The organism is Pedobacter steynii (genome assembly GCF_900103665.1).
In the GTDB taxonomy this organism is placed as follows: domain Bacteria; phylum Bacteroidota; class Bacteroidia; order Sphingobacteriales; family Sphingobacteriaceae; genus Pedobacter; species Pedobacter steynii.
Map to the genome: position 1 here is coordinate 863,880 of NZ_FNGY01000003.1, position 23,123 is coordinate 887,002.

A 23,123-nucleotide genomic window follows, 5' to 3' on the forward strand; every position below is an offset into this window, starting at 1 on the left:
GTCATTGCCTGTAGAATTAAAATGTCACACTTAGTCCAGCCGAATAGCTCCGCTGAAGCGGATATACTTTTCCTTCATTTAACGTAAGTTCAGGATCAAGCGACTTGGTAAATTTGGTAAAGGTGGCCAGGTTTTCTATGCTGACATAGAACCTCAGCTTACTGATTTTGATACGGTCAAGAAGCGCCTTACTAATGGTATACCCCAATTGAACATTCTTAATCCTCATATAGCTTGCATCCTGAAGGTATTTTGTCTGTACCTGTGTATTTTTACCATTCTGCTCGCTCATGTAATATTTAGGATAATAACCATTTGGATTTTCCGGTGTCCATCTGTCTAGATTAGGGGCAAATAATGAACTTTGCCACTCGTCACCTACGATTCCCCAGAAATAATTACTTCCGATCGCGGCATCACGTTTCGCCACCCCCTGAATAAAGATCATGGCATCAAAACCTTTCCAGCTGGCATCGGCAGTAAGGCCATAACTGTAGCGTGGTGTAAGGTTTCCGATCACTTTACGGTCGCCGGGATTGCTGAGTGTATTCGTACCTGCATCGATTTTACCATCACCATTCAGATCCGCGTAACGGATGTCTCCGGGGGTCCATAGATTGGCATTAATTTTAGATTGTGAAGGCGCAGCTGCAACTTCTTCCGGGCTTTTGAAAAAGCCTATGGTCTGATATCCCCAGATTTCGCCCATTTGTTGTCCTTTGTACCAGGTACCTAAATCACCTGTTGGATTTGGATAACGCACTACTTTGGCTTTATAATCGCTCAATACACCTTTAAGTCCATAGCTCACATTCCCAATTTTATCTCTCCATCCGACAGACAATTCCCAACCTCTGGTTTCTATGGCCGAGTTATTAATGCCCGGAGCTGAAAGTCCTAAAATAGCGGGTAATGCTGCCGCTGGCCCCATTACATCATTTGCCTTGCGAATATACCAGTCGAACGTCGTGTTCAATCTGTTGTCTAAAAAGGCCGCATCTGTTCCAAAGTTCAAGGTCGAAGTACTGACCCAGGTCAATGAATTGTCTACCAAACCTGGCTGACCTACCGCAGCTTGTCTTGATCCTCCAAAGAGCCAGGAAGTGCTGGTCGGACTCGTTGTTCCCAGACTCGGATAGAAAGGATAATAGTTGTTTTCTAAAAATTGCTGATCTCCCAGTTTACCATAAGACCCGCGGAATTTCAAACTGTTCACATATTTTTTTACCGGTTCAAAGAAAGACTCCTTATCGATATTCCATCCTGCGGAAATTCCCGGATAAGCTTTCCATCTTACATCAGATAAAAAGCGCGAAGTACCATCATAACGGGCACTCAGTTCCAACAGGTATTTTTCTTTGTAATTGTAGTTAAACCTTCCAAAAAAACCTTCTGAAGCCAGTTTTCTGACACCATCAGAAATGGAGGGAGTTGTTCCGTACGAAGTAGACAGCGATGGAATATTATCTGAATACAAATTCGTATTGCTCGCGCCATAAGATTGAAAAGCGTTGTAATCGCTTACAAAACCACCCATCACACTCAAATAATGATCGCCCAGCTGTTTTTCATATTGAGAATAAATGTTCACGACCTCATGTTGGATCCTTTCATTATATCTGGCATATCCATTAGGGGTCGTTCCTCCTACTGTTGCCTGTGAGCCATCCGGCAAAAAGGTATACAAGGTTTTCAGGTGCGTACTTCTATCAAAATAGGTTCCATCAAAAGTATAGTTTGCTGTTGCGGTCCATCCTTTTGCCAGTTTCAGATTCAGTTCTCCTGTTAACAGGCCTTTATCTTTAGTCGTAATTTCCCTTCCTCCCTCACTCTGCAACTGAATATTGCTTTCTGCGGAGATACGTCCATCAGGATTGTACAATTGCACGGTAGGAAATTTACGGGCAATCTGGTGCATATAGGCCCTCTCGCCACCACCGGTTTGTGCGGCATACAGATTCGGAGTATCGAATAGCTCCCTGGAAAAACTTCCTCTGAAACTAAAAGTAAGCCATTTGGTGACGTCCGTAGTTAAGTTTGCTCTCAGGTTATAGCGTTTGTACTTATCATTTCCATAATTATACATTCCGCTTCTGTCGTTAAATCCGGCACCTACAAAGTAGCTGGAAGATTCCGAACCTCCATTTACACTCACATTGTGTTGCTGACTATAAGAACGGTCTTTATAATAAATTTTAAACCAATCGTTATTTGAATTGGCTGCATTCCATGACAAATAGCTGTTGTTTGCCGGATTGGGATCTTTTATGGTTTCGGTAGTCAATGCCCCCGATTGATAATCTTTAATCCGTTGCAGGGTTGCCGCATCGTAAAAAGGAGATCTTCCTGCGTTCACAAAAGCTTCATTATAGATGTTTGCAAAATCCAGGGAATTCACCATCGTTGGCAAATTGAAGATGGTGTTCATCGAAATGTTATTGTTGTAAGTGATGCTCGGTGTCTTTCCACGGCTGCCCTGTTTTGTTTTGATCAGGATCACTCCGTAAGGGGCACTTGACCCATAAATCGCTGCTGACGCTGCATCTTTCAATACAGAGATGTTCTCTATATCATCCGGATTGAGGCTATTGATATCACCTCCCTGAACCCCATCAATTACGATCAATGGTCCTGCGCTTGTTCCAAGACCTGTATAGCCACGGATGTTAATGTTCTGTGTTGCGTTTGGTGATCCGCCGGCACCTCCTATACTGATATTCAGGTTGGCCACTTGTCCCTGTAAAGCCTGAGTGACCCTTGTGATCGGACGATCAGCAAGATCTTTCCCCGTCACCTGTGCCACAGCACCTGTTAAGCGTGTTTTCCTCTGGCTACCGTAAGCTACTACGACTACATCCTCCAGTTCGTTTGGTTTTGGCATAAGCTTAATGACCATATTTTGAGTAGAGGCCTTGATTTCCTGACTGATATAACCGACAAAGGAAACTTCAAGCGTTGCATTCTCCGCTACATCGGAAAGGATAAAAGCACCGTTTACATCGGAAACGGCTCCTTTATTTGCGCCTTTGACCTTAATGGAAGCACCCGGCAAAGGACCTCCATTCTCATCCACTACCTTTCCTCTTACTTCCATGAAGCGCAGAAACTGGTTTAGCTTTTCAGAAATGATCGTTTCTTTCTCCCTGATGACTACAATTTTATCTTCAATCACATAAGCTAAAGGCAGGTCTTTCAAACAGACATCCAGTACCGTTTCTAAAGAAGCATTGTTAAAATTTGCATTTACACTCGTGGTATTTTTTACTTTTTTTGCTGACCAGATGATGTTGTACCCCGTTTGTTTATTGATTTCATTAAACACTTGTTTGAGGGTAGCATTTTTTTTGGAGTAAGTCACTTTTTGTGCAAAGCCTGTTGCACTGACCTGCAGGGCGGTTGCGATTAAAAAGATGACGGTCAGCTTTATACTCACCAGAAATTTAAGGGTATAGCCGGGAGGCATACCAAGACTTTTAGTATAATTTTTATACATTTGGTTGTTCTTTTTCATCTGACTGCCACAGCTTTCGAAGGTTCAGGGCAATCAGAAAAGGATTTAAGAAAATGGTTGAATCGATTGTTTTCAATGATCACAGAACATTTGATCGGGGGCGTTCCAGCGCTCCTGATCTCCTTATCCGAAATCTGACAAGCTGTTGTGATTTAAGGGTCTTTTTCTAGATGTTTCATACTTGGTTAGGTTTGGTTAGTAATCTATTTTCTTTTTGGTCTATTATTTTTTCTGTTTGATGATGATCTTGTTCCCCTCCAGCTTGAAGCTTCTCATGGTGGTAAGTTCCAGCATTCTCAATACTTTAGACACTTTTTCTGACCTGCTTACGATTCCTCCAAACTCCAGTTCCTTAAGGTCAGGTTCCTGAAATTCGACCTCCACATCGTACCATCTTGACACTTTTTTCATGATACTTTCCAGGGATTCATCATCAAACCTGAAGTATCCCATTTTCCAGGCCATCACACTTTCGAGATCCGCAGGAACGACTTTAATATTTTTTCCGTTGAGGATGGATTGCTGCTCAGGCTTGAGCCGGGTTCCATTTACGCTTACACTGCCCTCCAATAAGGTGGTGTAAGTATTTTGTTCATCAGGATAACTGTTGATGTTAAAATGGGTTCCAAAGACTGTGACTTCCTGCCCTGCTGAACTCACTTTAAATGCTTTCTCAGGATCTTTTGCCACTTCAAAATAAGCTTCTCCGATCAGTTCTACCCTACGTTCCCTGGCGGCCGAAAAATTTGTTGGAAATCTGAGGGAAGAAGCGGCATTTAGCCAGACTTGTGTCCCATCCGGCAGATTTACCTGGTACTGACCAGCCCTGGGCGTACTGATCGTATTGTATTCTACTTTGGTTCCTGCGGAAGGCAAAACCGTATAAATCAACTGGGCATTTTTTCCTTTGGTGATCTTTACCCCTGCCTGCTCTGCCAGTTTTCCGGATTTAGAATCGGTTAATGAGAGTCTCGTCCCATCGGCGAGTGTGAGGAAAGCTTTATTTGTCCCAGGTAAAATGTCGTTGTTTACGAGATCTTTAGGCCTGTCCTGAATCGTTGATGAATAATGGTAAAAGTATATCCCACAGGAAAGACTAATCAGCAAAATTGCTGCGATGGCGATGCGGTAACGAATTAGAAAAGATCTTTTGGGCCGGATCTCCTGCTGGATTTTTTTAAACATCCTGCTTTTATGCCAGTCTTCATTATTGACGAACGCTTCCGGAATATCCAGTTCCAGGTCCTGGTCTCTATTGTACCAATTGGCAAATTCGACTTCTTCTTCGGCCGTAATTATTTTATCCAGCCATTTAGAAGCCAGTTCCTGATATCGTTTATTTTCTTTAGAGTCGTCCATCCGTTATAGGGCTATATAACAGTGGTCTCTTGTGAAAGACAAATCCCTTACCAGGTTGAAAAATATTTTTACAACAAGGTCATCATAAATTGATTTAGCCCTGCACGCAAAGATTTCATTGCCTTTCCTAAATGAGCCTCAACTGTCTTTTCAGAGATCTCCAGCTCCTCCGCAATCTTTTTCTGAGACAATCCTTGTTCTTTGCTCATCCGGTATACCAGGCGGCATTTTTCCGGCAGGGCACAAACGAGTTTTTCTAAACGCGCTTTGAGTTCCAGGAAATCCAGCCATTCCTGAGTAGAATCGTCTGCGATTCCCTTCATTCCCAGGCTATCCGTATATTTTTGCTGATGGTATTGCTTATCCAGGGCTTTGATCACCCTATATTTTACAGAAACAGACAGGTATGCGGACAAACTGGAAGTAATCTTTAAACTTGCTCTCCTGTTCCAGAGGGAAACGAAAATATGCTGCACAATTTCTTCTGCCTCTTCCAGGTCTTTTACTTTATGTGCTGCAACAAGAAATAGTTTTTTCCAATAACGGTTATAGATCTCCGTAAAGGCCGTATGATCTCCATCTTCCAATAAGCCAGTTAATTCCGGATCAGTAAAACTGCGATACCTATTCATGATGCACTCCCTCTCTTAAATTCTAAAGAATAAGACCATAGAGATTGGTCTTGCTGTATTGTGTTCCCTCACAATTGTAACAAAATAATTAGGTAAAAAGAACTGAGCTGTGCCATAAAAAGTTGCGCATACGTTTGCATTACACATTTCAAACGTATGCGTAAATTAAGAAGGGTGTAAGATCAACGGGCTTAATCCTGATCTACATTCGTCATCAAGAGACATATTCACATCAAAAAATCAAGACATCAACATATCATGACATCTATTGTGATTCCAATTTAAATCTGTTTGAAATCCTTTTCATATGCCTTTTATTTTAATTGAATTTCATTTGATTTTTATTAGGTGGTTGATAGGTCGGTCATTGGTTTACCGGACCTTTAAACGATGTTTCCCAGGCCAATTGATGAATAACATTATTCGGAGGCACATTAAAAGCATATGAAAAACATTTCGTAAATTACTTGTAATCAATCTAATTACTTAAATAAAATTTACGAAAAATGGGAAATTTAAGAAATGGGTTATTTGGCGGATTCCATGGCAGAATCGGCAACCTGGTAGGTTATACCTTAAAAGGTAAACATGTCATCAGAACAATTGGCAGAACGGAGAAACCGCTTACTCCTGCAAGAAAAGCAAACTGCGAAAAGATGAAGGTGGTCAATGAGATCCTCAAGCCTTCCATTCATGCGATCCGGGTAGGGTTTCGTTTGGCAGTTGTTGGAACGGACAGAAACGAATACAATGAGGCAGTTTCTTACAATAAAAAGAATGCCCTTCAGGGGGTATATCCGAACATCAGCCTGGATTATACCAAAGTATTAATGAGTATGGGAAAGCTCCCGGTGGCAGTTAATCCCTCGATCAGCCAAAACGGTGCTGAGATTACCTTTAACTGGGAAATATCGGCTAGTCCGGTAAGCGAATATCATACTGACCGCACGATGCTGGTGATCTATTTCCCAGATATAAAAGAGACTTGCTGCCAACTTATCGGGGCAAAAAGAGTCGAAGGTAAAGATGTGATTGTGATCGGCCTGGAGCATGTGAATGAACGTATGGAGGCTTATATCACCTTTGTTAAAGACAACGGGAAACAGATCTCAGACAGCGTACATGCTGGTTCTTTGAACACCAATCCTCCGGTTTCTATTAAAATAAAAAACGAAGAAGAGCGTAAAGTTCAAAATGAGGACAAAAAGACGTTACCAGATAATTCAGATCCGGTGTATTGTCAGCAATCCTTTGTTTACCCTCATTTAGGGCTTGCGGGAAGAGGCGATGTTTCTTCTCCCCCGTCCTGAGTAAAGAATTAAGGCACTGATCTGGAGAAATAAAAGAACAAAGAGCCATCTGAAATCAGATGGCTGGCTTTGCTATGCATTCAACACCCCGGTTATGTTCCCATTTCTACATCGTCCCAGTCATTTGATCTGTTGAAAGCCCATTCTAAAGCTTTTCTTCTTTCATAGACCTGTCCTTCGTTTAGTTTTGGTTCCCGGCCATTTAACCTTTCGTCAACACAATACCAGTGAAGGCGATAATAGTAATCCAGCATCGTATAAATCTCCAGTTCAGGACGAATTTCTTGTATGTTGTCGAGCTTTTCATTGGTATCCCCATCTTCCAGATTTGGCAATAGGGAAGCCATATTGTCTCCGACATGCTTTTCCGCGTCCAGTTTATCCACCATTTGTGCAAGCCACATCAATGCCCATAAAGCTTCCAGGTACCACATGAGTGAATTGATTTCTTCTTCTGTCAGTTCCTCATTTTCCTTAGCTAAAATCTGCTGCTCCGAATCGGAAAGAAAAACAGTTAGTTTCTGAGCTTTGATCCATTCATCAATAATATAGGTTGGTGCTTCAAAGGCAATGTTGATCATTGCATTCATTACGGACATACGTCCTTTTATTTCTTCGACTGTTCTTAATTTCGGAGTATCTAAGATTGGAAGCCAATTGTTGACACGGAATCCTTTTTGGTTAATAAGCTGATCGTTTTCTGATTTGATCTGCTGCTTCTGCTCGTCTGTCATAAATGAAAATCGGTAAAGTTTAAGGTAACATTCCAAACTAATCAATAAATAGTCTGCTGATCTTCCAGCTATACAAAAACCGTGCTAAGGTACCCCCATTCGAAACTATTGACTAAACACCAGGATTCACTTCGTCTCCATAAAATTATTGCTAAACAAAATTTAACAGTTTTTATTACATTTATAATTACCCTATAATTAAACAAACAACGATCTCAAAATGGGACTATTCGATTTTTTCAAGAAAAAAGATAGAAATACGGTAGCACAATCTTTAGACCCTACCGATTTAAATGAAATAAAATCATTTGCGCTGCAGGCGGTTAATTTAGCCATACCAGAAATTGAAGAAAGCAGTTCATTTTTACCATTTGGCGGGGCACTGACAAATGAAGGCACATTGCATATGATCGTATATCATGCCCCAGATCAAACAACGATTGACCATCGGGCACATGCAACGATTATTCAAGATTTAGTGAGGAAAGCCTATAAAGACAAAAAAAATGTATTGTGCTTTATGGCTTGGGATGGTATCGCTCATTTACCAACAGGCGACAAGGAATGCATTACCGTAAAAGTGGACGACAAGGCCACAAATATCCATAAGATGTTCATCTATCCATACACTAAAACAAATGGAAAAGTTAAGCTTCTGGATAAGGAAAATCCAATGATAAGATAGATCTGATAAATTGACAAATAAGCATGGAAATTGAAACCGGGTACTATTTAGATAAATTTCAAAAAAGTCTGGATCAACTGGAGAAAAAGGGAGCTTTCAGTCAGAAGAATCTGGAAAGTAAAGTCGGGATCTGGCTCGACTCGGTGGTATTAAAGATTCAGAAAAAATCATGGATCAACGCCTCGGCGAAGCCTTTTGGAGAGGGTATTTTTTTCTCTGTCTGGCTAAATGATGAATCCCTCGGCAAAGGCAAGTTATATTACAACATCCATGCTTTAAAATTAAGGGAATTAAAAGGATATGTCATTAAAAGCAGGGAATTTGCAGAGGCCTTCAGATTGAAATTCAAGTCTTTTGAAAACAGATGGCCAAACGTTGGTGTCCGTTTTGGTCCTTTGACGCTTATGGAGGGCTGGGTTGACATTGAACATGAACACATTGAAAATTTAGTCGCTGATCTTGCCTTCAATTTTTTGGAGATAACGTTTATCATTGATGACCTTCTGGAAAAAGGGTTAAAAACGCAATACTATTAAATATTATGTTTTTAACCCGAATTTATTAATAGTCTCCAGTATACATATAATACTGTATTGAAGCCCATGTTACATAGTCAAAAAAACTAGACATTCGAACATATCCATATTCACCTGGCCCCTCACGAACATACACCGTTTCAATTGTTTCACATTCATCACAATTATTTTTGATTCTTCGATGATCAACGATAGTCAGCCTAGGTATTCCACTTGAAAGTCCCACGGCGATCACGAAAGCCTCAGCCCTACTCGTGAAAAGCTTTACTTGTTCCACGGTAATTTTCGTGAAATTTTTATGTTGAGATAATGCTGCGGCAGCCAAAACAGAGGAGATACCAGGAAGCTGTGGTATCTCCGGATTTTTACGTATCACTTTGTTAAAAATAGAGCTCACGTAATCAGCTCCATCATCGCCTATTTGCCAAGGCGTTTCATCCATCGCCGATTCAAATTCCTGCATGGTATAAGGAGCAAGGCGTGGAAGCTTTGGTTTGCCAGCACCTAAAATCCTCAACGCATTTCCGGCCATGTTAATCATGGAATCAGTTTTTTTATGCAAACTTTTTTGTGCCTCAGTAGCGACACTATTATCTATACAGTTTGCAAGTAAAACGGAGTTTCCTGATGGATCATGTGGTAAACCTGACAAATTAATTAAATTGTAAGGATAAGAATATGTTAAATCTTTAACAGTAATACTGTTATTGAAAACGTTCACCAAAATTTTATCGCAGATCAGATTAGAATTGGCAGTACTACTTAAATTACCAGCGTACTTAACATTCATTTTTTTTCCTAAATCTAGTTGGTTACTAACCTGGTCATTTTTTTGACATGCCATAGAAATTGATGTCAGAGTAAATAGCAAAAAAATATTTTTCATCGTTTTTGTATTCATATTAAGCTTTTTAAAAAAATTGTAAAATATAATCTTCGTTAGAGAGGTTCTTCAATTTCATTTGCCAGTTCAATTCCTATCTAAAAAAATTATCGCTGAAATTTAAGAAAGCAAGAAACCTCTTGCTCAATTAAGAACAAAGAAGCACTTCAGGATTTATTAATTTAATTATCGATCCAAACCTTACCATCAAGACTCCATTCCGGTCTTATCGGGATACGTAGCCAGGAGTATATCTGCGCAGTAACATCAACAGTTTTAGGCACATCCGCCTGCACAATTGCACTACATAAATTCTTTCCTGTTTCCTCCCATTTAGGCCCACCAAACACTTTCAAATTGCTATTTCTAAGGCTATAATCTTTCAATATTGCACCTTTTGCATCATTTGCTTTCCACCAGCCAAGTAAGTTTTCGTAATAAGGGTGATTTGTCGTAACGGTCGTATCACACTTCGCATAAGTAGCCAAAGTTGTAGGGTCGATCACCGTGTTCCATAGCCTCACATCTGCGAAATTAGCTTTAAGTTCATAGCCCCATTCGTTTCGGCTGTCTATCGTTCCGTCTTCCAAAATAGCCAGCGTTGCCTTTTGATTTCCCTCCCAATTTGTAACCCCTGAGACGTTTACTTCTCCCAGAAAAGCGCCATCCTGATAAATTCTGGCAAAACTACTTTTATTAACAGAAACCGCGATATGGTGCCATTTTCCGTCACTTAATACCGGCGCAGTTTCCGGTGCTGCAAAATCTCTCCTGTTTGCAGAGATCCCGTCGCCAACATTAAATCTCCATCGCTGTCCCGAAACAAATAATCCCCAACCGGGATTTCCCCCACTTCCCCAATCTTTATTAGAGGCAAATGCTGGATCACTTTTCATCACTACATCTACTTTGACCCTCATTTCGAAGGTAAACTGCGGATACTTATTGAACTTATAAAGACTGGAATCTGAATAAGCATATTGCAAACCATCTACCTGATTAATTTTTAAAAAAGTGGTATTGGTTTGAGATTTCACGATAGGATTAGCCTTAAAATTTTTATTGTAGAACACTGTAAAAATATTCCGCGATTCATATTCATTGCCGCCATGACCGGTCAAAGTTCCTCCATGATCTGAAGAAATCACGATCAACCAATCTTCATTTTTAGCTGAAGTTCTGGATTCTACCGCAGCAAGCAATTCACCAACATAGGCATCTGCAGTCGCAATTGCCTGCATATATTCTGGTACCGATGCATCAAAACCATATTGATCACCCGCAGCATCTACTCCTTTAAAATTAACGAGTACCACATCTGAACTGGCATCAGCCAATGCCGTCAAGGCTTTATCTTTCACCTTTACATCCTCATTTCCGAAACTTTCTTTCACATCCGCGTCGCTAACCAGATTGGTGTTTAGTGCTGCATCTGCCGAAATTGAAACTGTTTTAAGCTTGGAATCAAACTCCTTAACATGTTTAAAAAGCATGGGATATTTATCAAAATTATTCCCTGCATATCCCGCGCCGAGCACTCCGTGTTTTGCGCCCCAGACACCGGTTAAGGTTGACGACCAGCCGGTACTTTCCAAGGTAGGTGCCTCCGTCAGCGCATCAAAACTATAAATTGAATTGGCCAGCATTTTACGAATATTAGGGATCGGGGCTTTTAAAATGACCTCACCTCTCGCTCCGCTGATTCCTATAATTAAAACTTTTCTGTGTTTTCCCGAGGGAGGATCTTCATCTGTTCCCCCAATCTGGTCATACCTGGGTTTGTTACAGCCGGCTGCGATGAGTAGCAGCGCCAGCATTAAAACTCCACTACATCTTGTACCAATTCCATTGTAAAATTTTCTCATATCATTTAATTTTTCTTAGCTAATAAATCCCAAATCTTAGTGTAGAAACAACACCATAACGACACTAAGCATCGAGGTCAATAATTTAGTATATGTAAACTTATTATTTCAGTAATATTAATTTAACATTCAAACAAATAGAGCAACAAGACAGTAAATAACACTAAAATAGACAATTACAAAAACAATCCATTAAAAGCGTCTACTGAACAAAGTTTACAAATATTAAAAAAAATATTTTATTATTTGCAAATTTTATTTTACAATTGCATTGCAATAGCGACCCATAGCTATTCAAGGTTTTCGAAAAAACAGGGGACACGAAAACCTTTTTTCAGATTAAAGCTCAGACACCAACAACACTTTTTAAATAATAGTAAAACACTAATAAACCAAACTCTATGCAAAATTGTTACTCACTATTTTCGCGGAAACTATTAGCGATAGCATTACCATTAAGCTTTTTAATGCTGGCTGTTGAGGGTTTCGCGCAAGATGTTAAAGTCGCCGGTCGGACAGACACTGTCGGATCGGCAATTGATACTTTAGCAAAGTTCTCCGACAAGAGAAAAATTTCGGACCTCAACATCTCGAAAGCCATTCAGACTCCTTTTTCAAACGTCGTACAATTGCTTCAAGGCAATGTTACGGGACTCGATTACCGGAGAAGCACAGGAGAACCAGGGGTTCCCTCCTCTACCTTAATCAGGGGTACATCAACCTGGTTTATCAACGGGAAAAGCAGTTATTACGCACAACCCACCTATGTAATTGACGGCATTCCTATGATTGTAGAACACCCCTTTGCCTTTGATATCAAGCCCTATGATTATGAGAGAATAGGCCCCAACACGGATATCAGTTCCATTATAGACCTGAACGATGTGGCCTCCATCAGGGTACTAAAAAACTATGGAGAGAGTGCAAAATACGGCCCGCTAGCCGCCAATGGTGTGATCGAAATCACTACGAAACGTCCTTATGCCAACCAGGGAAAAGTACTGTTCAACACCTATTTCGGTTTAAGTCAGAAAGGGTCGGCAAGCACTGTTAACGGCGCATTTGAAAATGATTTCAGAATGCAGTTTTACAACAAATACGCCTCCCCTGCCTTAAAGGCGAATTACCCCATTTACCTCTCGGACGCTTCACAACCGGCCTATTTTGGGGCGGCAAACTGGGATGAGCTTTACTACAGCAACAACTACATCACCGGAAACTCCTTTTCCATCTCGGGAGGGAAACAACGGGCTAACTTTTCATTTGGTGTAGGGCAGCAAAAAGAAGCAGGAACAGCAGATAAAACAGGTTTAGACCGCTACAATGTATTCCTAAAGATCAACATCTTACCCATTAAAGATTTAGAAATCTACACCAATCTATCAGGCGCTTTATTAAACAGAAAACGCAATCAATCTTTATTAAGCAGATTTACAGAAGAAGAGTATTTACCCGATTTAACCACCCCACTTCCGCCAAATAAAGATCAACTGAACGTGTTTTACGGCAACTCCGAGAAGCTATCGGACGTCAATAAAAACGCTTATTTACAAGGTCAGCTGATCGCCAAATATAATGTATCTGATAAAATTCAGATCAGGTCGCTTTCTGCTATGGTGGTTGGCGACAATACCCGGGAGTATTTTGTTCCTGCCTCCATCAATGAAGGCAATAGTTTCATTTCTTACTACACTGGTTTCAACAGAAGGGTATATATGGACAATTCCATTTCCTATGCCAACACTTTGTCCGGAGCGCACCGGATTTCTGTTGCACTTGGCCAGACGCTGAGGTATGATAAGTACAAATACGACTATACAAAAGCGTATCGTGGGCCCTCAGACTTCATAAAAGTCATCAAAACCAATGGTTATCAAAACAATACGTTTGACCCGACTATGGTTTCTACCTACAAAGACTATATCAACCAAAACATGACTTCCTTTTACGGAAGTATTGGATACAACTATCAGGAAAAATACGGCATTGACGTCATGTTGCGCACAGATGGCAGCTCTACTTTGTATCAAAATGGTACAAGCTGGTTCTTTTCGCCCTCAGCAAATGCTTACTGGAATTTAACCAAAGAGGATTTCCTCCAGTCGTCAAAGCTGATTAACAACTTAAAATTATACACAGGTTATGGCAGAATAGGCCGTACGTTTCTAGACAACAACAATGGATATGGCCCGGGATATACGGTAGATATTGGTTGGAGTGGCAGTCAGAATATTCCATCTTATGCAGGGATTCCAACATTAAGCTTACCATTTAGCAAAGGATACACCGGCTTTGGTGTAACTACCCCCTATACTGAACAGCTAAACCTGGGCTTCGAACTCTCTATGCTCAATAACAGGATTAATGCCAATATCGAGCTTTATTCCAAGGCTGATAAAAACCTCGCCATACAAATCCCTGTTCCTTCAGAATACGGTTTTAACAACCGCCTTTTGAATGGCATGAATGTAAGAAACCAGGGAATTGAGCTAAGTCTAACTGCGCTGCTGGTCCATACCAAAGATTTCCAGTGGAGTCCGGGTGTTACGATACAAACCAACCGAAACAAACTGATTGCGCTACCTGGCAATGCAACCAGCATTATCAGCAACAACCGAAAAATAACGATTGGCAAACCGATTGACAATTATTGGTTGCTTCAGAATGAGGGGATTTACAATAGTGATGCAGAAGTTCCGGTGAACCCCGGTACCGGTAAAAAGCTCAGTTATAATGGCATTCCTTTAACCGCAGGTGATCCAAAATGGAAAGATACCAATCAAGATTTCGTGATTGACGACCAGGATAAAATCCTTAAAGGCCACATCAGTCCGATTCTATCCGGAGGATTCAGCAACAACTTCAGCTATAAAAACTTCTCTCTAAATGTCCTGTTTTCTTATGCTTTGGGTCGCGACATCATCAACAGCGAGATGGCAAACCGTTTTGACTTTGCCAACAGAGAAGGCGTAGATAAACTAAGCGGTATCAAAGAAATCACTTTCTGGAGTAAAACAGGAGATTACACTAAATATCCGCTTTACAATCCATGGAGTTCTGTGAACCCATATCAGGCAGATCAAACACTATTTCTGGAAAACGGATCTTATGCCAAACTGAGGTCAGCGACATTAAGCTACGACCTCAGCAATGCCGCATGGTTCAAAAAGCGCAAAATATCTGGAATCAGGGTTTATGCAACTGGAAATAACCTATTTACCATCACCAACTACAGCGGAACAGATCCGGAACTGGTCAACTATATGGGTTACGATACCGGCTATGGAATGCCTATCCCAAGAACCTATACCATCGGTTTGAACTTAACCCTTTAAAGAAGTCAAATGAAAACAAAACTACTATTTATCATAACCGGTCTTTTGCTTTTATGCGGGGCTGGATGTAAAAAAGCACTCGATGTTAACACGACCAGCCTGGTCACCGATGACCAGATGTGGAAGGTTAAAAATGATGCAAGATCCGCAGTCTTTGCGACCTACGGATTGCTTCGTGCTGCCTTATCCAATGAAAATGCCTTTTTTGCATATGGCGAATTAAGAGGAGGTGACTTTAAGGTCTCCAGCAGACAGGACATCAGTGCTGTAACCAAGCAGGACCTCAATGCCGATTACGGCTCGATGGCGGAATGGAAAGACTGGAGAAGATTTTATGCCGTCATTGCCCAGGCAAATTTATGTATTGAAAAGCTTCCCCTGGTAACTCAGAATGATTTCCGCTACCGTCAGGAAGATTTAAAGCTGGACCTGGCTAATGTCCGGTTTATAAGAGCGCTTTCCTATTTTTATCTGGCGAGGATCTGGGGTAAAGTGCCTTTGATCAATTCTGCCGCAGAAGGGGATTTCGCAGAAAAACCACAGGCTTCTGAAGCAGACGTTCTGGCATTTGCCGCCTCGGAAGCCACTGCTGCTGCCATAGATTTGCCATGGCGTTACAATGGACTATGGCCAGAACAACAGGGCATGTATTACGGTCAGACGGATATACAATTGCAATCAATTATTGCGACTAAAGCTGCGGCTTACGCCCTTGCTGCACACGTTGCTGCGTGGCAAGGTGATTATGCCACTGCAGAAAAAAATTGCAGGCTGGTCGTTGATAACAATTCGAACGGCGGGTACAATACCGCAGCGACCTCAAATCTGACTTCCCCAAATGGTGTATTTTCCGGACAGGGTTATAGCGTAATCTTTTCTATCAACTTCGCTGCAAAAAACCAGGAAGCTTCGATCAAAGGCCATGTGGAAGACTGGACGCTCAGTGAGCCTTTTATTCCTAAAAAAACAGCAGACATCTATGTTCCTAAAGACAGCATTACGAAGATATTCAATGAACCGAATGATGCCAGGTTCTCACTGGCTGCAGATGGTTCCACTGTAGGAGACTATTTCACTAATTTCAGCAACGCAGCACCCATGTTCTCCAAAATCAGAAACCTCAGTGTCTCTCAAATTCCGGTATTCAAAAGCTATCAGTCGGCCATTGTTATTTTCCGTTTTGAGGAAATCCTGCTGCTTCGTGCTGAGGCGGCTATATTTCTAAACTTCAGGTCAGATGCACTTGCCAATCTGAACAAAGTGAGGACCGCAAGAAACTTATCTGAGTTTTCTTCTACGGACAACAAAGTAGTTCTGGAAGCCATTTTTAAGGAAAGAAGAAGGGAATTACTGGGGGAAGGCTGGAGATGGTACGATCTGATCAGGTTCAAAAGAGTTAAGGAGTTCAGCAAGCTGACCGATGCAGATATCGCCAATGGCGCTACCAGATGGCCGGTTTCCAAGGTCGTCCTGGGCAATAACTCAAAATTAGTTCAAAATAATTTCTGGCATTAATAAACCTAGACTCATGTTACGTAAGCAATTCATACTCCTTTTATCTGTATTTATAACCGCTGTTGTGCTGACACAAGGTTGTTCTAAAACAGATGACACCTATAGAAACAGTGTTCCCACGAATAAAGTGGACCTCAATATATATGATTATCTCGTTAGCAAAAAAGAGACTTTTGAGACACTTGTTTATATTGTTGATCAGGCGCAGCTCGCCGACACGCTCAGAAAAACAAAAATCACCTTTTTCGCACCCACCAATCAGAGCATTTTAACGGCATTAGAAAACCTGAATGTAAACAGAAGTACAACAGGCCTGCCTCCCTTAAAAATGGCTGAAGTCCCTCCTTTTATATGGAGAGCCATGCTGATGCGGTATATCATTCCCGGCGAGTTTACCAGCGAAAATTTTGCGTTGGCAGATGGGCTGGATGTCATTACCCTGAACAAAAGAAAGCTACATGTAAATGCGCAGGCTATCGCAACACAGGGCAGCATGGGCTCCGGAAGTCTGTTACTAAAATATAGCGACTTAAACGGTTCGCGTTTTACCAAAGACTGGGTCTTTTCTTATGTAACCAGCAGCAACCTGCAGGCGAAAAACGGAATCATTCATACCCTGGAGCCCAGTCATGTTTTTGGATTCAGAGCTTTTGTTCAATATGCAGGCACCTTACAAAATCTATATTCAGACCGGTACTACATCTCTTCCGGAAGGATTATTTTACCCACCGCCACCCGCGACTGGCTGGAACTCGGCAAGGAACTTATCGCGATCAATGAAACAACCGTACAAACTGATGCGGCTGATTTAAAGGCCAATGGATACTTTATCCGTCTGACGGTTAACCCTGTAAATAACCTGGTAACTGTTAGCCCAGCTCCTTCCTCCGTGAATCAAACCTTAAAAAATAACGGAGACTGTCATTATGACCCGATCAACCAGGAGTTTGTACTGAACTATAAATACACCACTACTGCCGACCGCTTCATATCAGAACGTATAAAACTTAGAAACTATTAAATGAGGATGAAAATGATGTTCAAAAGAAATATAAACAGACTATATGCTGCAAGCTTGATGGCCGTCTTTTTGGTGTCCTGCAAGAAAGCACCTGCTGAAAAAGACTACCTGAGTGATAAAGCTACATTTTCAAATGTGGCCGTTTACGAACCCATCTTAGGCAGGACCTTTTTATACAAAACCAATTTCAGTGCCGATGGATCAAGTTATCCATTAAATTTCTCCTTGGCAAACATGCGTCATTTTGATGGCAGTCCCGCTCCTGAGCTGCAGCAATCCGCGCCGGCCTTAGAATGGACGGGGCTATATGACGGCACTGAAAAAACGTTAAAGGAAATTGAAGATAAACGGAAACTGGTGAACAAACCATTCTTTGAGGTCAGGCCAGGTTCAGGAGATCTGATCTTCTATAAATCAGGTTCAGGAGTTGTCCGTTCTTTTCCAAATGACGGCTACCTTTTTGACATTAAGATCAGTAATAAAGGAAACGAGCGGACCATTAAAAATTTCAGGTTACGCCCGATTCAGGACATTCCTTATGAGCCTTTCGAATATGACCCTTATACCAGGTTACGCAAAAAAGAATCCAGGGTAACCGCCCAGGGCGTCCCTTATACCACGGCATTCGTTAATCATGCAACGATGACCAACGTTTACCTTTCTAAAGACACCCTGATGAACGATTCGCTAAGCAGGGTTTATTTCAAAAAGACCGGGAACGGCAATTCATTAACCATTAAATTTTTTGATAAGGATTCTGTAGTCATTGATCCGGCTAAGTTTAACCTTACAAAATGGGAAGAGCTGGTACATGGGTTTAACCTAACGAAAACCAATACCCAGGTGAGTTACGATGTGGCCTACCCTATCCCGCTGACCGATCTGGACACGAAGTTCGCAAAATCAAATAAAGCCGCAATCAATATCGGTTATACCCGAACGGGATTCAGTTCCGCGAGAATTGATGCCAACCTGCTTTTGAACTTCAGCATCTATGAGAAGGGCGACTGGGTAATTATTTTCAAGTTTAAACGAACGCCCCGCTTCCAGAGCGAGTAATGCCAAACCAACCAATTTAATCAAAACCAAACAAAGATATTATGATGCCAGGATTTACAAAATTTCTGCTTTTCAGCTGGGTATTTCTGCTGCTCTTTTCGGGAGCGCTATCTGCCCAGGAAATAATTACGGTGAAAGGAAAGGTGTTAGAAGGGAACGAACCTCTGCCAGGGGTATCCATCTCAATGGTCAATGCCAATGGTAAAAAACAAGCCATTGCAAGTACAGACAATGATGGAAATTTCAATATTAAAGTAAGTAAAACCGCCAAACTTGAATTCAATTACATTGGCTATTCCAGTAAAACGGTTGAAGTAAAAGGTCAGAGCTACCTCAGTGTAAAGATGACCTCCAGCACCCAGAGCCTGGAAGGAACTGTTATTGTTGGTTATCAGCGAAAAACCAAGGAAACCGTTACGGGGTCTGTCACCAGGATTACTTCAGATCAGATTAAAGATATTCCGGTATCCAGTGTTGAGCAGCTCCTACAAGGTAAAGTTGCCGGGCTGAACATCCAGAACAACACTGGTGCACCGGGATTCAGAGGATCTACCGCCATTCGGGGATTGTCCCAGATCGGTGTAAAAGGCTCCGGGAACAATGCTTACCTAACCCCTTCTTCTCCTTTATATGTAGTTGACGGGATTCCTATTGATGCCAACTCCGGATTTGAATATGGTTTCGAATCAAAAGGTCCGGGAACAAGTCCGCTGGCTTTGATTCCACCGGAAGATGTAGAATCTATAGATGTAATGAAAGATGCTGATGCCGCCTCATTATATGGTTCCAGAGGTGCAAACGGTGTAATTGTCATCACGACAAAAAGAGGAAATTCTCCTGTTCCCATCATTCGTCTGACCAGTAGTTTCTTTATGAACACCGTCCCCCAGTTGCGACAGACCATTGGAGGTAAGGAAGAAAGGGAAAGCCTGATGAACCGGATCATCAACACCAATGATTACAGAGAACTTTATAGAATTTCTTTAACGCCATTCCTTTCAGACAGTTTAAATGCATTTTACAACAATGCGACCGACTGGCAGGGATTGTACTATCAGCCCACCTTTAATCAGACCCATAACCTTTCTGTAAGTGGCGGAAACCAGGGATTGAACTACAAGAGTAACCTCAACTATTACAATGAACGCGGTGTGATTAAAAATACTGGTTTTGACCGCTATTCCTTGTCTTCCCAGGTCAATTACAAACCCAATCCTAAACTGAATTTAACAGGCTCTGTCACCTTATCCTTAGGTAACAAACTGAAAGGCAGCGGAAACGGACTTACCGATGTAGGTGCCGGAGGCAGTCTGAGCTCGTCTTTATTGCCAGGCCCTTCGTATTTCCTGAACGACCCCAGGTTTACCAGCGCATTGAACAGTAAAAATGATTCCAAAACCTATAGTGTATCTTCTTATCTGGATGGCTCTTATGAACTTCTTCCTGCTTTAAGATTAGGAACTACATTGAGCGTCTCTTATCTTCAGAACAACGAAGATTCTTTTATCCCTTCACTGGCCAATAACGACCGGTCAAAAGTCTATGGATATGTTGGCAGGACCACAAATCTGTACAACAGAACCGCTTTGAACTACTCTGCGTCTTTTGGAGATGACCATACTATTTATGCAGGTGTTTTTTCTGAAATCACCTCTACTGAAAACATTGCCAGGGAAGCAAACCTGGTAAATGGTCCAAACGACCATTACTTCGGTCCCCTTGGTTACTCTGCCATATACAATGGCTTCATTGGAATTACCCCAAACCTTGAAGACCCAAATGATGCCAACGATTTCAGCAAGGTCCATTCTGTTGGTGCCGGTGCCAATTTTTCTTATGATTACCAGAAAAAATACATCATCAATTTCAACTACCGTGCAGATGGCAATTCCTATGCAGGTGTAAAGTCCAGATGGGCAAAAAGCCCTTCTTTAGGTGCCAGATGGAACATTGAAAAAGAAGGTTTCGCGAAACAGATGAAATGGCTGGACTATGCTTCTGCAAGGTTCTCTTATGGAATTAACCTGAGACCATCCACCAATGTTTACGCTTCCCTGGGATCTTATGGTGTAGCAGGGAATTACAATAATGTATCCCGGATTAGTCCCAAACTCGGAGTAATGCCAAATCCCTTCTTAAAACCGGAACGTGTGGAACAATACAATGCTGGTTTTGACATCAGTGTACTTAAAAACAGGTTCGGGTTTACGGTTGATGTTTACCAAAAGGTAATCACAGACATGTTGTTTACTCAGGATCTCCCTACCTCTACAGGTTTCAGCACGGTAATTACCAATAGTGCCTCCATGATGAACAAAGGGATTGAGCTGACTTTAAATTTCCGTCCTTTGCCGAGCAGTTCCAAACTTTATTGGAATATGAGCGTGAATGGCGCAATCAACCGCGATGTTCTGTTGTCACTTCCGGGAGGAGCCACCCAACTTCTTTCAGATGGAGGGGCTATCATTTCGAAAGTAGGCAGAAACACCCAGAACAACTTCCTTTACATCTCACAAGGAGTTTACAGCAGAGACCAGGATGTACCCGTTGATCCGGTCACCGGAAGAGCTTACAGAAATGCCAAAGGTGGCGACTATAAAGGTGGAGATTTGATGTACAAGGACGTAGATGGCAATTTCATCACCGATAAAAACGATTTACAAATCGCCGGAAATCCTGTCGCAAGACTAACAGGCGGTTTTTATTCTGTTTTAACTTATGGCAAATTCGGATTAACGCTCAGCGGTAGTTTCACCGTTAAACGTGATTTGTTAAACAATGCTTTATCCTCCAGCCTGAACAACAATTACAATCCGTTTTCGCTGGACAAATCTGCCATGGTAGACATTTCACAATACAACTACTGGAAACAGCCCGGCGACCAGGCCAGGTACCCCAACCCTCTGAGATACCTGAGCAATACAGACCCATACAATTCTTCTCAAACCTTGTTTCAGGAAGACGGAACCTATTTTAAGCTCAATTCCGCCACGTTTAGTTATGCCCTTAAAAAGGAATTCCTAAGCCGGTACGGAATCAACAATCTTCGGTTTTATGCTACTGGTAATAACCTGTTTATTCTTTCGAAATACTCGGGACCAAATCCTGAAAACGTAACAGAGCTGGGGCGCGACCGGATAGACTCTTATCCCAATTCTCCTTCTTATGTACTCGGTCTTAACCTTGAATTCTAAATCAGCACCTGATGAAATTATTAAAATATACCATACTATTATTTGGAACATGCAGTTTACTACTGGTTAGTTCCTGCAAAAAATTTCTTGATGTTGAGCCGGTAGACAGACTCGGCTCCAATTCCTTCTGGAAAACAAAACAAGATGTAGAATCTGCTGTTGCAGATTGTTACGGACTGATCTATGACCGCCTTACCGTCGGTCCTTATCACAACCTGAATGGCGACATCAGGGCAGGAGAATTTATTTGCCCCGGCTTCCCTGTATTCCCCACTGTAGCCAAAAACGACTTGTCCAACTCCAGTCAGGTTGCACTTCCCGCGAGGTATAAAGGTGATTTACTCGCAGACTGGTATCCCTTCTACCAGGCCATTGCGGCCTGTAACATTGCCCTGGACCGCTTAGATGACCTGACCTTTTTAGACGATACTGAAAAGGCAAGATACAAGGCTGAAGTGAAATTTATCCGGGCCTTTACCTATTTCTATATTTCGCGTATTTATGGAGATGTACCTCTTTATACCAAGGCTTATGATGGCAGTGCAAAGAGCCGAACCAATTTCATCGACGTACTTAGATTTTGCATCCAGGAGCTGGAAGAAACAAAAGAGGCCTTGCCATGGCAATATACAGACCCGACAAACTGGGGAGTAAGAGCTTCCCGGGCCTCCTCAGAAACACTGATCGCAAACTGCTATATGTGGATTGCAGGTTTCGATAAAGCAAATCAGCAAGTGTATTGGCAAAAAGCTGCTGATGCTGCCTTAAATGTAAAAAATTCAGGTTTCTTTCAATTGTTACCCATTGAAGATTTCAAAAAGATCTTTAAAGGCAAAACCCGGGAAAGCATTTTCGAGTTCTCCGTAAACAAGAACTATGGCTCAGAAACAAAATATGTATCATTAGGTCAATGGACCACCCATTCGCCAATCGTTAATTACGGTGCCAACAGTGATGGTTATTACCTGGCTTCCTATGTACAGAAATTATATCCGCCTACTGCCCCCGATAAAAGAAGGGACGTTTGGTTCTACCTGCCTTACATCAACAATACCACTCAGATGTTCCTGAAATATTCTAATGTCACCGATGTAAACAACTATCTCTTTGATGACAACATGATTATTTTCCGTTATTCCGGGGTTTTGCTGTTAGGTGCTGAAGCATTGGCCAATCTGGGTAGAAACGGAGAAGCAGTTCCTTTACTAAATATGGTTAGAAACCGCGCAGGGGCAACAGAATATAGCCCATCAGAAGGCAATCTTGTGGATGCTGTCTTTATGGAAGAACAGAAAGAACTGATCGGTGAAGGGGTCAGGTGGTATGACCTGGTCCGAACAGGGCGGGTAATGGATATCAGCCAATGTGTAGACTTTTTAACTCCTGAACAATTCAATCAAGGCGCCTGGACCTGGCCAATAAACCCAAAAGCCAGGGTAAACAACCCTAACATTGTCCTGAACCAATATTGGGTAAAGTAGTGC

The 23,123-nt window shown here is 41.8% G+C and carries 15 protein-coding genes; 9 read left to right on the forward strand and 6 right to left on the reverse strand.

Going from position 1 to position 23,123, the window contains the following annotated elements:
- Positions 1 to 16 precede the first annotated feature (16 nt).
- The 3 genes from BLQ87_RS11820 to BLQ87_RS11830 form a co-directional block, all read right to left on the reverse strand.
- Positions 17 to 3,511: a TonB-dependent receptor gene (locus tag BLQ87_RS11820; protein ID WP_074606707.1), complete on the reverse strand. Its 3,495-nt coding sequence runs from the start codon at positions 3,509 to 3,511 to the stop codon at positions 17 to 19.
- A gap of 222 nt (positions 3,512 to 3,733) precedes the next feature.
- The gene (locus BLQ87_RS11825) at positions 3,734 to 4,870 is read right to left on the reverse strand and encodes a FecR family protein (protein ID WP_074606709.1); all 1,137 of its coding nucleotides are present in this window, start codon (positions 4,868 to 4,870) and stop codon (positions 3,734 to 3,736) included.
- Positions 4,871 to 4,938: 68 nt separating this feature from the next.
- Positions 4,939 to 5,502, reverse strand: a complete 564-nt coding sequence (locus tag BLQ87_RS11830) for an RNA polymerase sigma-70 factor (protein WP_074606712.1) — start codon at positions 5,500 to 5,502, stop codon at positions 4,939 to 4,941.
- 506 nt (positions 5,503 to 6,008) lie between these two features.
- Between BLQ87_RS11830 and BLQ87_RS11835 the strand changes: the two genes are divergently transcribed.
- Positions 6,009 to 6,812, forward strand: a complete 804-nt coding sequence (locus tag BLQ87_RS11835; RefSeq protein ID WP_074606714.1) for a DUF6266 family protein — start codon at positions 6,009 to 6,011, stop codon at positions 6,810 to 6,812.
- Positions 6,813 to 6,904: 92 nt separating this feature from the next.
- Here BLQ87_RS11835 and BLQ87_RS11840 read toward each other — a convergent pair whose 3' ends face one another.
- Complete coding sequence (locus BLQ87_RS11840; protein ID WP_074606716.1) at positions 6,905 to 7,546, reverse strand: DUF4272 domain-containing protein; 642 nt, start codon at positions 7,544 to 7,546, stop codon at positions 6,905 to 6,907.
- Positions 7,547 to 7,766: 220 nt separating this feature from the next.
- Here BLQ87_RS11840 and BLQ87_RS11845 point away from each other — a divergent pair, with 220 nt between their 5' ends.
- Positions 7,767 to 8,231 carry a hypothetical protein gene (locus BLQ87_RS11845; RefSeq protein ID WP_074606718.1) on the forward strand — a complete coding sequence of 155 codons (465 nt, stop codon included), beginning with the start codon at positions 7,767 to 7,769 and terminating at the stop codon, positions 8,229 to 8,231.
- A gap of 23 nt (positions 8,232 to 8,254) precedes the next feature.
- Complete coding sequence (locus BLQ87_RS11850) at positions 8,255 to 8,767, forward strand: hypothetical protein (protein WP_074606720.1); 513 nt, start codon at positions 8,255 to 8,257, stop codon at positions 8,765 to 8,767.
- 25 nt (positions 8,768 to 8,792) lie between these two features.
- On the opposite strand, the gene BLQ87_RS11855 is transcribed toward BLQ87_RS11850, so the two are convergent.
- Both BLQ87_RS11855 and BLQ87_RS11860 read right to left on the reverse strand, forming a co-directional pair.
- Positions 8,793 to 9,668, reverse strand: coding sequence for a hypothetical protein (locus BLQ87_RS11855; RefSeq protein ID WP_074606722.1), 876 nt, complete (start codon positions 9,666 to 9,668; stop codon positions 8,793 to 8,795).
- A 164-nt stretch (positions 9,669 to 9,832) separates the two neighbouring features.
- Entirely contained in the window at positions 9,833 to 11,515 is a 1,683-nt protein-coding gene (locus BLQ87_RS11860; RefSeq protein ID WP_074606724.1) for an alkaline phosphatase family protein, read from the reverse strand.
- Positions 11,516 to 11,916: 401 nt separating this feature from the next.
- Between BLQ87_RS11860 and BLQ87_RS11865 the strand changes: the two genes are divergently transcribed.
- From BLQ87_RS11865 to BLQ87_RS11890, 6 genes are read left to right on the forward strand one after another with little or no spacing between them, the layout of a single operon-like run.
- Positions 11,917 to 14,850 (forward strand): SusC/RagA family TonB-linked outer membrane protein, encoded by a 2,934-nt coding sequence (locus tag BLQ87_RS11865; protein WP_083361813.1) that lies wholly within the window; start codon positions 11,917 to 11,919, stop codon positions 14,848 to 14,850.
- A gap of 9 nt (positions 14,851 to 14,859) precedes the next feature.
- The gene (locus BLQ87_RS11870; protein ID WP_074606729.1) at positions 14,860 to 16,365 is read left to right on the forward strand and encodes a RagB/SusD family nutrient uptake outer membrane protein; all 1,506 of its coding nucleotides are present in this window, start codon (positions 14,860 to 14,862) and stop codon (positions 16,363 to 16,365) included.
- Positions 16,366 to 16,378: 13 nt separating this feature from the next.
- A complete protein-coding gene (locus BLQ87_RS11875; RefSeq protein WP_074606731.1) occupies positions 16,379 to 17,386 on the forward strand; it encodes a fasciclin domain-containing protein in 1,008 nt (335 codons plus the stop codon).
- 12 nt (positions 17,387 to 17,398) lie between these two features.
- Complete coding sequence (locus BLQ87_RS11880; protein ID WP_172664744.1) at positions 17,399 to 18,445, forward strand: DUF5007 domain-containing protein; 1,047 nt, start codon at positions 17,399 to 17,401, stop codon at positions 18,443 to 18,445.
- A gap of 41 nt (positions 18,446 to 18,486) precedes the next feature.
- Entirely contained in the window at positions 18,487 to 21,639 is a 3,153-nt protein-coding gene (locus tag BLQ87_RS11885) for a SusC/RagA family TonB-linked outer membrane protein (RefSeq protein WP_083361814.1), read from the forward strand.
- A gap of 11 nt (positions 21,640 to 21,650) precedes the next feature.
- Positions 21,651 to 23,120: a RagB/SusD family nutrient uptake outer membrane protein gene (locus BLQ87_RS11890; protein WP_074606735.1), complete on the forward strand. Its 1,470-nt coding sequence runs from the start codon at positions 21,651 to 21,653 to the stop codon at positions 23,118 to 23,120.
- The last annotated feature ends 3 nt before the right edge of the window (positions 23,121 to 23,123 follow it).

Excerpts from the sequence above, each read along its gene's own strand:
- BLQ87_RS11880 (WP_172664744.1), top strand. The coding sequence starts at position 17,399 with ATGATGTTCAAAAGAAATATAAACAGACTATATGCTGCAAGCTTGATG.
- BLQ87_RS11830 (WP_074606712.1), bottom strand. The coding sequence starts at position 5,502 with ATGAATAGGTATCGCAGTTTTACTGATCCGGAATTAACTGGCTTATTG.
- BLQ87_RS11840 (WP_074606716.1), bottom strand. The coding sequence starts at position 7,546 with ATGACAGACGAGCAGAAGCAGCAGATCAAATCAGAAAACGATCAGCTT.
- BLQ87_RS11855 (WP_074606722.1), bottom strand. The coding sequence starts at position 9,668 with ATGAATACAAAAACGATGAAAAATATTTTTTTGCTATTTACTCTGACA.
- BLQ87_RS11825 (WP_074606709.1), bottom strand. The coding sequence starts at position 4,870 with ATGGACGACTCTAAAGAAAATAAACGATATCAGGAACTGGCTTCTAAA.
- BLQ87_RS11870 (WP_074606729.1), top strand. The coding sequence starts at position 14,860 with ATGAAAACAAAACTACTATTTATCATAACCGGTCTTTTGCTTTTATGC.
- BLQ87_RS11875 (WP_074606731.1), top strand. The coding sequence starts at position 16,379 with ATGTTACGTAAGCAATTCATACTCCTTTTATCTGTATTTATAACCGCT.
- BLQ87_RS11860 (WP_074606724.1), bottom strand. The coding sequence starts at position 11,515 with ATGAGAAAATTTTACAATGGAATTGGTACAAGATGTAGTGGAGTTTTA.
- BLQ87_RS11885 (WP_083361814.1), top strand. The coding sequence starts at position 18,487 with ATGATGCCAGGATTTACAAAATTTCTGCTTTTCAGCTGGGTATTTCTG.
- BLQ87_RS11890 (WP_074606735.1), top strand. The coding sequence starts at position 21,651 with ATGAAATTATTAAAATATACCATACTATTATTTGGAACATGCAGTTTA.
- BLQ87_RS11835 (WP_074606714.1), top strand. The coding sequence starts at position 6,009 with ATGGGAAATTTAAGAAATGGGTTATTTGGCGGATTCCATGGCAGAATC.
- BLQ87_RS11850 (WP_074606720.1), top strand. The coding sequence starts at position 8,255 with ATGGAAATTGAAACCGGGTACTATTTAGATAAATTTCAAAAAAGTCTG.
- BLQ87_RS11865 (WP_083361813.1), top strand. The coding sequence starts at position 11,917 with ATGCAAAATTGTTACTCACTATTTTCGCGGAAACTATTAGCGATAGCA.
- BLQ87_RS11845 (WP_074606718.1), top strand. The coding sequence starts at position 7,767 with ATGGGACTATTCGATTTTTTCAAGAAAAAAGATAGAAATACGGTAGCA.
- BLQ87_RS11820 (WP_074606707.1), bottom strand. The coding sequence starts at position 3,511 with ATGAAAAAGAACAACCAAATGTATAAAAATTATACTAAAAGTCTTGGT.